The following is a 14,645-nucleotide window of genomic DNA, read 5'->3' on the forward strand; positions in this document are numbered from 1 at the left end:
TTACGCCCGTTTCCTGACCGCCACCAGTACGGACTCCAGCGAGGAGACAACCACCTCCGCGCCCTCCTCGCGCAGCAAGTCCTCCTTCACCTTGTTGCGCGCATATCCGAGAAACGGCACCCCCGCCCGCCGCGCGGCCTCCAGGTCGGACGGCGTGTCACCGATCATCAAGGCGTCCGCGGGCGCTGAACCCATCGCCCGCAGCGCCTTGTTGAGGCAGTGCGGGTCGGGTTTGAGGAGCTGGATGTCGGCGGTACGGCCGTAGACGTGCGGTGCGAAACAAGCGCTCAGACCGCGGCTCGCCAGGTATTTCCCCACCACCCGGGGGGAGTTGTTGGTGGTGATCGCCATCCGCGCGCCGACCGCCACCCACGTACGGATCAGCGGGTCGGCGTACGGAGTGGGCTGCGCCGAGGTAGCGGCCGTCAACTCCTCCTTGGTGAGCCACTCTTCGAGCTCGACGACGAGGTCGCTGCTGGGACGCCGGCTGTCCACGGCGCGCAGGACGACATGGGGGTCGAGGCTGGCGCGCTCCCCTTCGCTCAACAGCCCCCGCAGGCCCCGCAGTTCGAGTCGTTCCATCAGCTCCGCCGCGACCTGCTCCGCGGGGTGCCCGGCGAAGAGCCCGCACACGGGCCCGTCGAAGTCCCACAGCACGACCCGGGCGCGACCGATCAACTCCTGGACTTTTTCGGTCGCCTTGTCGCCGTCACGAGCCATCCGATCCGTCTGTTTCGTATCAGAAGTCACTAGGAGAGTGTCAGGTCTGTCGTGATGGTTTCCCAGAGGGCGTCGAACCACCGCTGCGACTCCTCGACGAACGCGGCGTCGCGTTGCCCGGTGCGCTTCTCGAAGGAGAAGAGCAGGGACTCGGTGCCCCGGACGTCGTACATGTCGAGAAGCTCACCGTCGTCGGAGGGCTCTTCGTAGCGCGCGACGGTGTAGTAACCCATCAGCGCTTCCGCCTCGTTGAGCAGATACAGCTTGACCGGAGGGGTGAACGGCAGGGCCCGGAAGGAGACTTGGACGTCCACACCCTGCGAGCGCAACGCGTTGAGGTTGTACCGCAGCACCTGCCCCTGCGCATTGCGCATTCCCAACCACCGCTTGTGCACGGTGTCTTCACCCTCGACCTCGCCCACCTGGACCGGAAACGCGAGGTTGATCTTCCGTGACGGCAGCATGATCCGTACGTCGAGCTTCTCCGGCCGCGCGATCCCCGCATGGATCAACCGCAACGGCTCCCCCAACGCCGGAATCAGACTCTCCGCCGTCAGACACACTGCGTCGATCCGCACCCGCGGCTCCCGGAACGCGTCCACCAACCGCGGCGCGAGCGCGACCATCGTCGGGCGGGGCTCGTCGCCCTCGCCCTCCGGCGCCTCCGCGATCCGCGGCGGGCTTCCCTTGCTGACGTTCGTCAGGAGCCCGTCCTCCTGCAAGGCCCGCAGCGCCTGCCGGACGGCTCCCCGCTCGACCCCGAACTCGTCCGCCAACTCCGCCTGGGTAGGCAGCCGATCACCGGATTTGAGGTCCCCGACCCGGATCCGCTCCCGAAGTGTGTCGGCGATCTCCTGAGGCGAGAGCCTTCTGCCGGTGTCCACTGCCACCTTCCCCTGGGTCGTCACGGTCGAACGGTACAACTCTGATCCATCTTAGGGCAGTTGCCGACAACTTGTTTGAAGGTTGGTGCCAAGTGGGGACAACATCAGTGTAGTTGGTTGCCAACTTGTTCGAGTTGGCAGGCCTCTGGCATATCCCAGCCGGTCCGCATCGAGCCGGTCCACCTCAAGGCACCGCACAGAAGGAAGGGGTGAGCCCCATGCCCGCCGCCCTCGTCACCGCCGCCCTCGAACAGGCCGTCCAGTGGAGATACGGCACGTCCGGCGCCGTCGCCCTGCTGCTGATCAGCGTCGGGATCAAGGCCAGGATCCCCACCCTGACCTCGATAGGAGCCGTGATGCTGGCCGCGCTGATGACGACCCCGGCGGTCAGCTCGTGAGCTGAAGGTCCGAGCTGATCGTCCCCCACAGCGCGTCGAACCACAGCCGGGACTGCTCGACGAACGCCGTGTCGCGCGCCCCGGCCCCCCGCCCGAACCCGAAGAGCATCGACTGCGTGCCCTCCGCGTCGTACGTCTCCACCCGCTCGTCGTTGATGAGTTGCTCGCGCCGCCGCAACGTGTAGTAGGCGAACAGCGCTTCGTCCCCGTTGAGCAGATACAGCTTGACCGGAGGCGTGAACGGCAGTGCACGGAAGTCGACTTGGACGTCGATGTCGTGCGTCTGGCGCAGCGCGAGGAGGTTGTGCTTGAGGACCTGCCCCTGCGCGTTGCGGTGCAGCAGCCAGTGTTCGCGCAGTTGCCCGGACGCCGAACCGTCCAGCGACGCGGGGAAGGCGAGCGGAATGCTGCGCGACGGCAGCAGCACCCGGACTTCGACCTTGGCCGGTTTCATTCGCCCCGCGTGGATGTGCCGGAGGGGTTCGCCCATGGCAAGTGTGAGGGACACGGCGGTCAGGCAGAGCGCGTCGATCTTGACGTGCTCGGCCTCGAACGCCTCGGCGATGCGCGGCGCGAGCCCGACCGTCGTCGGCTGCGGCGGGGCCGCCGGGCCGCGCACCTGGAGCCCAACTCCCAGGTCGAGAGCGACAGTTGCGGGTGCGCCCTTGGTCATGTTGGTGAGCAGGTGCTCCGCCTGGAGGATGCGCAGGGCCTGCCGTACGGCCCCGCGTTCGACCCCGAACTCGTCGGCCAACCGGGCCTGTGTGGGCATGCGTTCACCGGGCCGCAGCACTCCGGTCCTGATCCGGGTGCGCAGTTCGTCGGCCACCTGGTGGTGCGACTTCTGTGGCCGCTGTGGCCTTTTCCGTCCACTGACGGAGGCGTGTTCCGGCTCCACGTCGAAACAGTACAACTTCCCGCCATCTTTGGGCAGTTCCCCGAGAGATGGTTATGAGACGCTTCCAAGCGGACATAAGTACAGTGAAGTTGGCAACCAACTTCGCCTGACATGGTCAACGTGGTCAGACTTTCAGATGGTTGGTCGGGCTCCCTTCCGGAGGGGAGCCGGGAGCCCGCGCAGACGGCGGCCCTGGCCGCATGAGCACAGCCACAACCGCATACGAGGCACCACCGCACAGCCACAACCGAACATCGCGAGCACAGCCACAACTTCATAAGCCACAGCTACGGAAGAGTTACGCCGTCAGAAGTACGACCCGAGTACGACCAGTGACCGGAGAGGAGGTTCAGCACCATCCCCCTGCGGGGGATCTCGACTCAGAACATGTCCGGGCACCATGGCCGCCCGGACGTACGCAGCAGGGCGTCGGCCTCGCGCACGGCGCCCGCTCGTACCTCCCGCACCCGGTCCAGCGCCGCCAGCCGCGCCACCGACTCGTCGCCGAGCCACAGCGACGCGAGGTCGGTCACGTCCAGCGCGAGGTCGGCGCCCCGGGTGCTCCTGGTGCAGGACGCACCCCCGGGTGACACCGAGAGCAGGAACCGTCCGCCGGTGAGCCCCTCAGGGTCGTACACCTCTAGTACTACCTCTCCGGTGGTGTCGTACGTCCGTGCCTCCAGGGCCCGTGCGACGTCCAGGAGCCGTACCCACAGCCAGTCCGAGAGCTGGGTGATCCGTGCGGCGCGGGGGTCCGGCAGGAGGCGGGGCAGCAGGTCGTCGGGGCCGCGCCAGCCCGACTTCACGGTGGTCACCCAGTCGATCGAGCACAGGAAGTGCCACAGCGCGCGCTCCGCCTCAGGAGTTACGCCGATCAGCCACTTCACGGTCAGTGTGTTGGCGGCCTGGCCGCCGGCGGTCCACGCGTCGTCGACCTCGTACGCGACCAGCCCGTCGATCCGGCCCGCGTCGCCGCCCGCGCCCTCGCCTGCGGGCGAGCGGTACGCCACGTACGTCGGCACCGGCCGCTCACCCTCGTACGTCCGTAGTACCCCGGTATCACGGTCCCACCAGTGCTGGTCGCGGCTGACCGCGCCGACCTGCCCGCGCCGTACCCGCTCGTGCAGCTCGGGCCCGGCCTTGCGCACCTCCTCCGGCTCCAGCACCTCGATCCGGCCCCCGCACTCGGGCGCGGCCCAGCGCGGGTCGAGCCCCGTGCGCGGTACGTCGATGCTCCACTCGGCGACCGACGTCGCCGGCCCGAACCCGTACCGCCCGTAGATCGGGTACTCGGCGGCGATCAGCGTGGCCACCACATCGCCCCGCTCCTTCGCGGCGCCGAGGTCCTCCCGCATGATCCGCGACAGCAGCCCGCGCCGCCGATGCGTGGGCAGCACCGCGACGTTGGAGATCGCGTCGGCGGGTACGACCGCCCCGCCCGGCACGGTCAGCTCCTGCGCGAACGAGCGGTACGTCGCGACGATCCGGCCCCCGTCGAACGCCCCGTACGGCCGCGCCCCCGCGTCCGCGACGCGCCGCGCCTCGACGTGCGGCTCCGAGATCGCGGAGGACCGCAGGAACCCCACGTTCATCGCGCGCAGCCACTCGTGCCGCTCGCTCTCGGCGATCAACCGGATGTCGATGGGGTCGGGGGCCGGGCGCGCAGGTGTCACGGGTTCGTTCGTCATACGCCCACGCTATGCACCCTGAGGACTACGCCTCCAACCATTTGCCCGACCGGCCTCACCCTCAGGTACGGCCTCACTCTCAGGTACGGCCTACCTCTGAGGTACGACCTCCCCGGCGCACACCCTCACCCCAGCAGATCCTCCACCTGCGCCTCACCCTCCCGATACCTCCGGGTGATCTCGCCCCCGCAGTCGTCCGCCGCCCGCTGCAACCCCTGCCGCCGCCGCGAGACCTCCTGCTCGTACGTCTCCAGTCTCCCCATCGCCTCGCTCAGCTCCCCGTCCGTACGGGCGGACAGGTCCGACAGCTCCACCTCGCCCAGCATCTCCGCCGCCAGCTTCCGGTACTCCTCCCCCTGAGGGGTGCCCAGGGTGACGTGCCGCGCGGAGGACCGGTACCGCGCGGGCCCGTCCGCGAGGATCTCCGAGAGCCGCTCCACCACGCCCCCCACCACGGCGGTCCCCCGGCAGGCCAGCTCGGCCCGCAGAATGTCGATCCGGCCCTGCAACAGCCGCCGTACGTAACTGAGATCGGCCTCGTCGCGCAGCGCGTCCCGGCGCAGGTCGCGCAGCTCGACCAGGCTGAGCCGGGACAGGTCGTGCTCCTCGTACCGCGTACCCGATGTACTGAGTGTGCTCATCCGCCTCTTACCGTCCCCTCGACCGTCCCCACGACCGGGCGTGTGGGAAGCATGGTGCCACCCCAAGTGGCCGCTATGTGACCGAGTGCCCCCGAACGGCCCCAGATGGGGGGCTTTAGCCACCCTGTACGACCCTGGAGCTACCCGGTTACGACCGTGGAGCCACCACCCGGCGTAGCCCCCGGGAGCCACCCGGCATCATGGGTCCATGCGAGCAGTGGTGCAGAGAGCGGACGGCGCGAGCGTGGTCGTCGAGGGCGAGACGGTCGGCGGGTTCGAAGGCGAGGGCCTGTGTGTCCTGGTGGGTGTGACCCACGAGGACACGAAGGAGAAGGCGGCCCAACTGGCCAGGAAACTCTGGTCGATCCGCATGCTGGCGGACGAGAGGTCGTGCAGCGACATCAACGCCCCGCTGCTGGTGATCAGCCAGTTCACGCTGTACGGCGACGCGCGCAAGGGCCGCCGCCCCACGTGGAACGCGGCAGCCCCCGGCGACATCGCCGAGCCCCTCGTCGAGGCCGTCGTATCGGAACTGCGTGCGCTGGGTGCGACGGTGACGACGGGCCGCTTCGGAGCCCAGATGCGGGTATCCCTCACGAACGACGGCCCGTTCACGGTACTACTGGAGATGTAGGTACCTACCCCTTCGGAGGGACGGATCCTCTACGGTCGGACTCAGGAACCTCCCATCGAAGCGAGGCCGTCTCCGTGACCAACCCAGAGCTCCCCACGATCGTCGTCCTGACCGCCCTCCCCCTGGAGTACGAGGCGGTGAGAGCTCACCTCGACCGCCTCCGCACGATCGAGCACGACACCGGCACCCGGGCCCAGATCGGCCCCCTCGCCGAAACCCCCTGGCAGGTCGCCCTCGTACAGATGGGGGAGGGCGCGGTGAACGCGGCCGTGCTCACCGAGCGGGCCATCAACTGGCTGAAGCCGCAGGCCGTCGTGTTCGTCGGGGTGGCGGGCTCCCTCAAGAAGAAGGTGAAGCTCGGCGACGTCGTCTTCGCCACGAAGGTGTACGCCTACCACGGCGGCCGGGAGACGAAGAAGGGCTTCAAGGTACGCCCCGACTCCTGGCGGGCCAGCCAGCGCCTGGACCAGGCGGCCCGCCACACGCTGGGCACCAGGGCCCACTTCAAACCGATCGCCGCCGGCGACGTCCTCCTCGACGACGACCTCTCTGCGGTCGCGAAGCATCTTGAGGACCACTACGAGGACGCGGCGGCGATCGAGATGGAGGGCAACGGCGTTGCGCACGCAGCCCACTTGAGCGACCGCGTGGACGCGGCCATCATCCGGGGCATCAGCGATCTGGCGAACGGCCGCAAGGCGAAGGCGGACGCCTCCGGCTCCCAGCTCCGCGCGGCGGCGAACGCCGCCGAAGCCGCCTTCGCCGTCATCCGCGCTCTCTCCCCCCGCCCCGGCACGGCCGACACGGCTCAGGCGGGCGACGCGAACACGTACGGCGGCGACCACATCGACCTCCGGCACAACATCAACAACGCCCCCGTCATCGGCAAGATCGTGTACCAGAACCCCCGGCAGCGGGACTGACCACGGCGAACTCCCGTGCTCTGAAGGGCAGTTACGAGCCCCACTCCCGCCGTCCTCAAGTCCCGCCCTCACTGCGACTCCATGACCGCCCGCCCCCGAGCGAACGCCTCGGCCGCCTCCTCCTCCCGCCCCGCCGCCGCCAGAGCCCTGCCGAGGTTCTGGTACGTCTCCGAGGCCCGGTCCCGGTCCCCCAGCCCCTCCAGCAGTTTCCCCGCTTCGGCGAACGCACCGAACGCCTCCGCCTCCCGCCCCGACTCCCGCAGTACGACAGCCAGGTTGTTCCACACCATCGCCTCGCCGTGCAGGTCCCCCGCCATCCTGCGCAGAGCGAGCGCCCGCCTGAACGCCTCGTCGGCCGCGTCGAGTTCACCCCGCAACGCCTCGGCGATCGCCCGGTTGTTCCACTGCGTGGCCTCGCCCACCCGGTCCCCCCGGGCCCGGTGGAGGTCACCGGCCCGCCCGAATGCCTCGATCGCCTCGTCCGGCCGTGAACTCGCCAGCGCGTCACCGGCGTTCTGCCAGGCGGTCGCCTCCCGCAGCCGGTCTCCGAGGCGCGCGGCGTACTCCCGCGCCAGCCGGTTGACGGCCAGCACCTCCTCCAACAGCCCACGCCCGCGCAGGTATTCGGTGAGGCAGAGCGCGAGGTCGAGCGCGCGAGCGGTGTACCGGTCCGCCACACCCCACTCGACGGCGGCCAGCAGCCCGAGCCGCTCCTTGTCGAGCCAGCCCAGAGCCTCGTCCGGATTCGCGAAACAGCGGAACTCCCCTGAGATTCCCCGGAGATGGTTGTCGGCCTCGTCGGCCCGGCCCAGATAGTGCGTGAGGGCACGCTCCCGCGCGTCCCCCCGCTCCGCCACGCAGGCAGGGTCGTCGCCCGCGACCTGCGTGGCGAACACCCGTACCAGATCGTGCAGTCGCCACTCCGTACGGCTGCTGCTGCGGTCGACGAGATACGCCCGCTCCAGGGCGGCGAGCACGCCCGGCCGAGGCGCGCCCCCGAGCAGCGCCGCAAGCATCTCGGCACCTGTCTCGGGTCCCGGCGCCTCGGCCAACATCCTTAAGAGGCCGGCCTGTTCGGCGGTCAGCCGCTGGTACGACAGGTCGAAGGCGGCCTGTACGCTGCGCTCCCCGTCGTCGAGGAACGCCAACCGCGTTCTCTGATCGCGCAGTTCGCTCACCGCCTCGGCCACGGGCTTGTGCGGGTCCCAGACGAGTTGCGCGGCGGCGATCTGGAGGGCCAGCGGCAAGTACCCGCAGAGCCCGGCGAGTTCGAGGGCCGCGTCCGCCGCGTCGGCGATCCGGGAGTCCGTCCCGTTGGCGAGCCGCAGCGCCTGGTCGAGCAGGGCGACCGCGGCCTTCGGCGAGAGCTGCCCCAACGGCAGGTGATGGGCGCCGAGTTGGGGGATCGCGGTGCGTGAGGTGATCAGGATGCGGTGGCGGGAGTCGGCGGGGAGCAGCGGCCGGACCTGTTCGGGGGAGGCCGCGTTGTCCGCGAAGATCAGCACCCGGTCGGGCCATTGGTCCAACTGGCTGCGGTAGCGGTTGACCCGCTGTTCCTGAGTGGTGAGGTGCTCGGCCGGTGTGCCGAGGTCTTCGAGCAGGGTGCCGAGCGCTTGTTCGGCGGCGACGGTCGCGTGGTCGTGGCCGTGCAGGTCGATGAAGAGGAAGCCGCCGGGGAACCACCCCGTGTCCTTGGCCGCGTGCGCCGCCTCGGTGGCGAGTGCGGTCTTCCCGACCCCCGCCATACCGGCCAGCACCGCCGCCGTGACCGTGCCGGGTTGCGGCGGCCCGGGGGCCGGGCGCAGGAAGTCGTCCAGTTGTTCGAGCAGCTCATCGCGCCCGGTGAAGCTCGGCGTCGCGGGCGGCAGGGAACCGACGGCGATCGGATCGGGTTCGGCGGGCGCCGGCGCGGGGTGGAAGTGCTGGTGCAGTACGGCGCCGGTCACGTTGCCGAGGAAGAGCCCGTCGAAGTCGATGTGGTCCCCGCCCACCAACGCGGCGCTCCCGGGCCGGAGTTTCTCCATGGCCGCGCCCAACGCGCGTGCGGTGTCAGGGCTGTTGGTCAGCAGTTGCCCCAACCGGTCGCGCAGGGGCTGCGGTACGGCCCCGCGCTCGCCTAGGGCGAGGAACTCGGCCAGCTTCCGCGCCAGGTCCTGGCCGACCGGGCCCGCCGCCCCGTCGGTCAGCGCGCTCAGCAGCGCTTGAAGGGCCGACTCCATGCTGTCCCCCGTACTGCGGATGCCGTCCACGGTAGTACCGCACCACCCGGCGCTGCACCCCGTCCGCCGAATTCCGCAGTTGGATACGGGTACCCGCGCGGTGTGCCGACACTAGAGTGTTGGAGGTCGAACCCCGTCGCACGGACGCGGACGACGGCATACGGGCGAGGTGGTCACATGCCGGACGGGCAACCCCTGGTGGCAATCATCACCGGACTACCCCTGGAGTATGAGGCCGTGCGGTCACTCCTCACCGGCCTGGGGGAGCGGATGGTCGGCATCGCGCTCTCCGTCGAAGTGGGTGAACTGCCGGACAGCGCCTGGCAGGTGGCGCTTGCGGACGTCAGTTCCACGCACACCCCTGCCGCGATCCTCATCGAGGATGTCGTACGCCAACTCCGCCCCGACGCACTCCTGTTCATCGGTATCGCGGGCGGCCTCAAGGACACCCTGGAGGTCGGCGATCTCGTGGTCGCCACCAAGATCTACGCCTTTCAAGGGGGGAAGCAGACGCCTGAGGGCTTCTACGCCCGCCCCCAGTCATGGCATTCCTCCTACCGGATGACGCAGACAGCGCGGTCCGCCCTACGCGATCTGCCCGGGGTCCACTTCGGCGCAATGGTGGCCAGTGACGTCGTACTCAACGACGAACGCGCTTCGCTGCTGGACCAGTTGAAGCGCTCCTACAACGACGCGCTCGCCGTCGAGATGGAAGGCGCGGGCGTGGCTCATGTGGCGCATCTGACCACCGGGTTGGAGATGCTCACGGTCCGTGGCATCAGCGATGTAGCGGACAGGTCCAAGATTCCCGGGGATCCCCGGCGCGCGCAGTCGCTCGCCGCCGCCCGTGCGGCGTCAGCGGCAGCGGCCATACTCCGCAAACTCGGCCCGCCACCACGCTTCACAGCCACCAGCCAGGCCACCCACATCATGCAGAGCGCCGGCGACATCAGCATCCGCGGCAACACCTTCTTCAACACCCCCCCGGGAAAGATCACGGCGGACCCCCCGCCCGAGGACAACTAGGGCTCCACAACAACCTCTTGAGCCGCAGCCGTCTTCTCCCCCACCACCAACTCCGCATCCACCGGCACATTCCGCTTCACCAACGCCAGCGCGATAGGCCCGAGTTCATGATGCCGAGCAGCAGTCGTCACGAACCCGATCTTCCGCCCCTCCTCCCCCTCCGAGGAAGCGACCCGAACCTCCGCCCCATGCCCCGGCAACTGCACCTCGCTACCGTCGAGATGGAGAAACACGAGCCGCCGAGGAGGCTTCCCGAGGTTCTGGACACGGGCCACCGTCTCCTGCCCCCGATAGCACCCCTTCTGAAGATGAACGGCACTCCCGATCCACCCCAACTCATGCGGAATGGTCCGGTGATCGGTCTCGAACCCGACCCGGGGCCGATGCTGCTCGACCCGCAGCGCCTCGTACGCAAGGAGCCCGGCAGCATCCCCCACCCGCCCCGCGAACTCTTCCAGCTCCGCACGAGGCAGGAAAAGATCACGCCCGTACGGCGTCTCCCGCACCACGACGGAAGCGGGCACCTCGACCACGGACCCGGCCGGCAGATGGACGACGGCGAAGCCGGAAGTCCGGTCCTCGACCTCGACCCGGTAGAAGAACTTCATGGACTCCAGGTACGCGATCAGCGCCTCCTGCGACCCGGGCTCGACGTGCGCCCACACGGTCGCCCCGTCGTCGACGAGGTACAGCGCGTGCTCGATGTGCCCGTTCGCGGAGAGGATCAGCGACTCGGTGGCGACGCCCGCGGCGAGGTCGCTCACATGCTGGGTGAGCAGCAGGTGCAGCCAGGCCAGCCGGTCGTCCCCGGTGACGGCGACGACGCCCCGGTGCGACAGGTCGACGAACCCCCGCCCGTCGGCGAGCGCCCGTTGCTCCCGGAACAGCTCTCCGTAGTGGGCGGCGACACCGTCGTCCACACCCTCCGCGGACACCGCACCCGGCAAGGACAGCAAGGGACTCTTCATGGTCCCAACCCTACGACGCTGCTCCCGGAACCCGGCGAGGCTCCCGCCCCTCCGCCGCGTAGTCCGCTACTCCCTCTCCTTCGCCGAACACTCCGCGCACCGCCCGAAGATCGCGAAGTGCTTCATGTCGGTCTCGAACCCGAACCGCTCCCGCAGCGCGTCCGTGAACACGCCCGCCACCTCCATGTCCGCCTCGATCACCCGGTCGCAGTCCCGGCACACGAGATGCAGATGATGGTGCCGGTCGGCGAGGTGGTAGGTCGGCGCGCCATGCCCGAGATGCGCATGGCTGACCAGCCCCAACTCTTCCAACAGCTCCAGCGTCCGGTAGACCGTGGAAATGTTGACCCCCGACGCCGTCTTCCTCACTTCCACGAGGATGTCGTCGGGGGTCGCATGCTCCAGCGTGTCCACGGCTTCCAACACAAGCTGCCGCTGCGGCGTCAGCCGGTACCCACGCTGCCTGAGGTCGCTCTTCCAGTCGGTGCTCACCACACTGGAGAGTCTAGGACTACTTGAAGAAAGCGATCCCGTCATCCGGCATGTCCTCCGGGAGGGCCCTGGCCCAGCGGGCCACGTCATCCGGGGTGACGACCTTCTTGAGGTGCGCGGACATGTACGGCCTGAGTTCTACGTCGGGAGTCTGCTTCTCGCCGACCCACATGAGGTCGCTCTTGACGTAGCCGTACAGCCTCTTACCACCGGTGTACGGCTGGGAGGCACCCGTACGGGCTACGGCGTCCGTGACCAGGTCGATCTGGGGCTGCTTGGCCGCCAGCTCGCCGTACCAGATCTCTACGACGCCGTCGTCACGGACCATCGTGACCTCGACCTTGCGGTCCGCGTCGATGCGCCAGAAGCCGTGCTCGGACTCCAGGGGGCGGACCTTGTTGCCGTCGTTGTCCAGTACCCAGGTATGAGAGGTGTACTCCAGGAAGTCACGGCCGTCCTGGGTGAACGACACCTCCTGACCGAAGTTGCACTTCTCCGAGCCGGGGAAGTCGTGCACGCCCGCGCCGGCCCACTGGCCGAGGAGGAACGTCAGCGGGAGGAGGTCCTTGTGCAGGTCGGACGGAATCTCGATCATCAGGCTTCCTGGTCGGACGGGGTCAGCGCTGGCCCTGGTACAGCTTCTTCACGGTCAGCCCGGCGAACGCGAGCACGCCGACGCAGACCAGGACGAGGAGAGCTTCGAAGAAGACTTCAAGCACGGGGTGCTCCTAGAGGCGCGATTCAGGTACACAAGGCCGGACCCCAGCTTACGCCGCCGGGGTCCGGGCCACTCATCGGGCCGGGGTCACCCCGGGGGAGGAGGCGAGGAGCTGGCTCTGGAGTACGACGGTCTGCTGGAACGGCACGCTCGCGGCGGCCCCCTTGCGGGACTGGAGTACGACGGCCATGACGTCGGCGTGGAACAGGTACGCCTGCCGGAGCTGCTCGGCGCCGTAGGGCTTCTTCTCGTCGTAGACGTCCCGGTCGACGCCCTGGACGTTGGACTCGTACGGGATCCCGTCGTCGAACTCGGTCTCCTCGGCACCGCGCGCGGGGTAGAAGGGCGCGTCGTACCCGGTGAGGTTCTCGCGCAGCCGGTCGACGACGGCGGAGTCGTCGAGGCGCAGGAGGTATACGGAGGTATGAGTACCGTCGGCGGTGGTCCACCCCCGTGCGGCGATGTGCCTCAGCCCGTAGTCCTTGAGGTACTCCCCCATCTTGGTCCGGCTGTCGGCGGACTCGTACACGGCGAGGAAGTCCTTCACGGCGAGCCACCCGCCGTCCCCCTTGAGAGCTACGTCCTCGACTGCACCCTGAGGGGTAGGCAGCACGTAGGCCCGCAGATCGGCGCCGGCGACGGGCCGCTGGATCTCGGGGTAGTCCCATCGTCCGTCGGAGGTAGTACCGAGCCCGGGTACGTCGGTCCGCTCCATCCGCGTGATCCCGTACGCCGTCCCCGCGCCGAGCACCCCGAACACGGCGACGGCGACGGTCCACCGCAGGATGCCGCGCAGCACGCGCCGCGCCTTGGGCGCTTCGGGGGACGGCGCGACGACCTCTTCCGGCACAGCCTGTTCCTGCGTCTGCTCACTCATACCGCACGCCCCGCATCCCCGATCCGGTCGAGCTGCTTGGTGACGAACGCGGCGATTCCCTTGGTGTCCAGCGGGTCGGTCCCCGTCGCGATGAAGGAGACGACCAGGTCACCGACGCCGCCCGTGCACTGAACGGCACCGAGCGTGTCCTTCTTTTTGTCGTCCGACGCGGCGAGGCACGTGACGTTCTTGTGCCCCTTGATCACCGGCCCCTTGCCGAAGTCGCCCGACGCGGCCATGGCGCGGTACACGTCCTCGACAAGCTTCACAGTGCTCCGGTCGGCGAAACGGCTCAGCCCGACCTGGACCATGAAGGAGGAGTCGTCGTCGCCGGTTTCCGCGCTCAGGTAGGTGCGCATGGCCATGCCCTTGAGCTTGTGTTTCTCGACGGCGTCCCGGTACTTCCGGGGCATGTCCTTGAGCTGCTGCACACGCACAGCGGTGGCCTGCCGCTCGTTGAACTCGACGTCGTGCCCGTAGGCCTCCAGGTCGGGACCGGGCCGGAACCCGTACGTCCCGTAGGGCACGAAGAACGCCCGCAACGTGCCTGCGGCCGGCTTCTCGGACGCGGACGCGACAGGCTTCGGGAACTTCCAGCGCGCGGCTCCGGGGTCATGCTCGGCACCCCGCACGGTGACGACGGTGTACCCGACCCCCGCGAGGACTACGGCGGCGAGGAGGGCGGACCCGAGTATGAGACGGGTACGACCCCGGCGAGCCGGTTTCTCGGCGGGGGACCCGGAGTCGTCCCCGGGGACTACCTCAGGGGTACGCGTCTCCTCGACGTCCCCGGCGTTCTCGTCGCTCACAGCTTCCCCATCTGCCGCTGTGCCAGCCCCATGATCGTGGCCTTGGGGATCGGCTTCGTGTCGTACATGTAGATCTCGGCGTAGAGGTCGCCGCGCCAGGCGTGGGCCTCGGCGGAGTAGAGCGGGAGGTACCCGGCCTTGCGCTCAGGGGTGTCGTGGACGGAGGCCCGGCCGTTCAGCGTTCCCATGCCGGGGATGGTCCAGCTCCGGGTGTCGCTCTTCTCGTCGGACCAGTACTGCCCGTTCTCGGCTTCCTCGGAGGCGCCGACCGTGCCGTCGTTCTGGTTGAACTGCACGAGTTTCACCTCGACGGTGCGGCTCCCGCCCTCGGCCCAGATGATCGTGGCGGCGCGGCGGAACTCGCTCTTGACCGAGCTGATGAAGGCGCCGGAGGGGTTGACGTAGGAGGACGAGTACTGGGAGAGGTTGATCCAGCGGGGACCACCCCGCCAGCCGTCGTCCCCTTTCTCCCTGGCTCCCTTCGGCGGCTCGACCAGCAGTTTCTTCAGATCCCCGTCGACCTTGACGCGGCGGTCGCGGGCGGCGGAAAGCGGCTCGGGTGTGTTGCCCTTGGCCTGTGGGACCGTCGCCTGGGAGAGGGGCGGCAAGGGTGTGGGCGAGCGTTCGGCCTGGACGAGGTAGCCCGTGCAGACTCCGCCGAGTACCCCGAGGCAGGCGGCGGTGGAGATGAGTAGGGCCGTACGACCCCGGCGTTCCAACAAGTCCCCCCGGAAAAGAACCGGACAAAGA

General features: G+C 69.0%; 16 protein-coding genes. 4 read left to right on the forward strand and 12 right to left on the reverse strand.

What is annotated here, in order from left to right:
* A complete protein-coding gene (locus J8M50_RS01215; RefSeq protein ID WP_010351615.1) occupies positions 1-720 on the reverse strand; it encodes an HAD family hydrolase in 720 nt (239 codons plus the stop codon).
* 29 nt (positions 721-749) lie between these two features.
* Entirely contained in the window at positions 750-1,604 is an 855-nt protein-coding gene (locus J8M50_RS01220; RefSeq protein ID WP_010351616.1) for a FadR/GntR family transcriptional regulator, read from the reverse strand.
* A gap of 218 nt (positions 1,605-1,822) precedes the next feature.
* Here J8M50_RS01220 and J8M50_RS01225 point away from each other — a divergent pair, with 218 nt between their 5' ends.
* A complete protein-coding gene (locus J8M50_RS01225; protein ID WP_010351617.1) occupies positions 1,823-2,002 on the forward strand; it encodes a hypothetical protein in 180 nt (59 codons plus the stop codon).
* On the opposite strand, the gene J8M50_RS01230 is transcribed toward J8M50_RS01225, so the two are convergent.
* The 3 genes from J8M50_RS01230 to J8M50_RS01240 form a co-directional block, all read right to left on the reverse strand.
* Positions 1,992-2,900 carry a winged helix-turn-helix domain-containing protein gene (locus J8M50_RS01230; RefSeq protein WP_370516608.1) on the reverse strand — a complete coding sequence of 303 codons (909 nt, stop codon included), beginning with the start codon at positions 2,898-2,900 and terminating at the stop codon, positions 1,992-1,994. The two genes, J8M50_RS01225 and J8M50_RS01230, sit on opposite strands and share 11 nt — an antisense overlap.
* A 380-nt stretch (positions 2,901-3,280) precedes the next feature.
* Positions 3,281-4,588 carry a GNAT family N-acetyltransferase gene (locus J8M50_RS01235; protein WP_010351619.1) on the reverse strand — a complete coding sequence of 436 codons (1,308 nt, stop codon included), beginning with the start codon at positions 4,586-4,588 and terminating at the stop codon, positions 3,281-3,283.
* A gap of 125 nt (positions 4,589-4,713) precedes the next feature.
* On the reverse strand, positions 4,714-5,229 hold the full coding sequence (locus J8M50_RS01240; protein WP_010351620.1) for an RsiG family protein: 516 nt from the start codon (positions 5,227-5,229) through the stop codon (positions 4,714-4,716).
* 208 nt (positions 5,230-5,437) lie between these two features.
* Between J8M50_RS01240 and dtd the strand changes: the two genes are divergently transcribed.
* Both dtd and J8M50_RS01250 read left to right on the forward strand, forming a co-directional pair.
* A complete protein-coding gene (gene dtd / locus J8M50_RS01245; RefSeq protein WP_029183557.1) occupies positions 5,438-5,863 on the forward strand; it encodes a D-aminoacyl-tRNA deacylase in 426 nt (141 codons plus the stop codon).
* 74 nt (positions 5,864-5,937) lie between these two features.
* On the forward strand, positions 5,938-6,786 hold the full coding sequence (locus J8M50_RS01250; RefSeq protein ID WP_010351622.1) for a 5'-methylthioadenosine/S-adenosylhomocysteine nucleosidase: 849 nt from the start codon (positions 5,938-5,940) through the stop codon (positions 6,784-6,786).
* 68 nt (positions 6,787-6,854) lie between these two features.
* Here the strand turns inward: J8M50_RS01250 and J8M50_RS01255 are convergent, their stop codons facing one another.
* The gene (locus tag J8M50_RS01255; RefSeq protein WP_143573299.1) at positions 6,855-9,005 is read right to left on the reverse strand and encodes a tetratricopeptide repeat protein; all 2,151 of its coding nucleotides are present in this window, start codon (positions 9,003-9,005) and stop codon (positions 6,855-6,857) included.
* Between the two features lie 177 nt (positions 9,006-9,182).
* Here J8M50_RS01255 and J8M50_RS01260 point away from each other — a divergent pair, with 177 nt between their 5' ends.
* On the forward strand, positions 9,183-10,031 hold the full coding sequence (locus J8M50_RS01260) for a 5'-methylthioadenosine/S-adenosylhomocysteine nucleosidase family protein (protein WP_010351624.1): 849 nt from the start codon (positions 9,183-9,185) through the stop codon (positions 10,029-10,031).
* Here J8M50_RS01260 and ygfZ read toward each other — a convergent pair.
* From ygfZ to J8M50_RS01290, 6 genes are all read right to left on the reverse strand, one after another.
* Entirely contained in the window at positions 10,028-10,999 is a 972-nt protein-coding gene (gene ygfZ, locus J8M50_RS01265) for a CAF17-like 4Fe-4S cluster assembly/insertion protein YgfZ (protein ID WP_010351625.1), read from the reverse strand. The two genes, J8M50_RS01260 and ygfZ, sit on opposite strands and share 4 nt — an antisense overlap.
* Positions 11,000-11,065: 66 nt before the next feature.
* Entirely contained in the window at positions 11,066-11,494 is a 429-nt protein-coding gene (locus J8M50_RS01270; RefSeq protein ID WP_010351626.1) for a Fur family transcriptional regulator, read from the reverse strand.
* 16 nt (positions 11,495-11,510) lie between these two features.
* On the reverse strand, positions 11,511-12,086 hold the full coding sequence (locus tag J8M50_RS01275) for a heme-binding beta-barrel domain-containing protein (RefSeq protein ID WP_010351628.1): 576 nt from the start codon (positions 12,084-12,086) through the stop codon (positions 11,511-11,513).
* 196 nt (positions 12,087-12,282) lie between these two features.
* Positions 12,283-13,086 (reverse strand): hypothetical protein, encoded by an 804-nt coding sequence (locus J8M50_RS01280; protein WP_010351631.1) that lies wholly within the window; start codon positions 13,084-13,086, stop codon positions 12,283-12,285.
* Positions 13,083-13,895 carry a hypothetical protein gene (locus J8M50_RS01285; protein ID WP_010351632.1) on the reverse strand — a complete coding sequence of 271 codons (813 nt, stop codon included), beginning with the start codon at positions 13,893-13,895 and terminating at the stop codon, positions 13,083-13,085. Before J8M50_RS01285 ends, J8M50_RS01280 begins: the two co-directional genes overlap by 4 nt.
* Positions 13,892-14,614, reverse strand: coding sequence for a hypothetical protein (locus J8M50_RS01290; RefSeq protein ID WP_010351633.1), 723 nt, complete (start codon positions 14,612-14,614; stop codon positions 13,892-13,894). Before J8M50_RS01290 ends, J8M50_RS01285 begins: the two co-directional genes overlap by 4 nt.
* Positions 14,615-14,645: the final 31 nt, after the last annotated feature.

It is taken from the genome of Streptomyces acidiscabies, from assembly GCF_020010905.1.
Lineage (GTDB): Bacteria > Actinomycetota > Actinomycetes > Streptomycetales > Streptomycetaceae > Streptomyces > Streptomyces acidiscabies.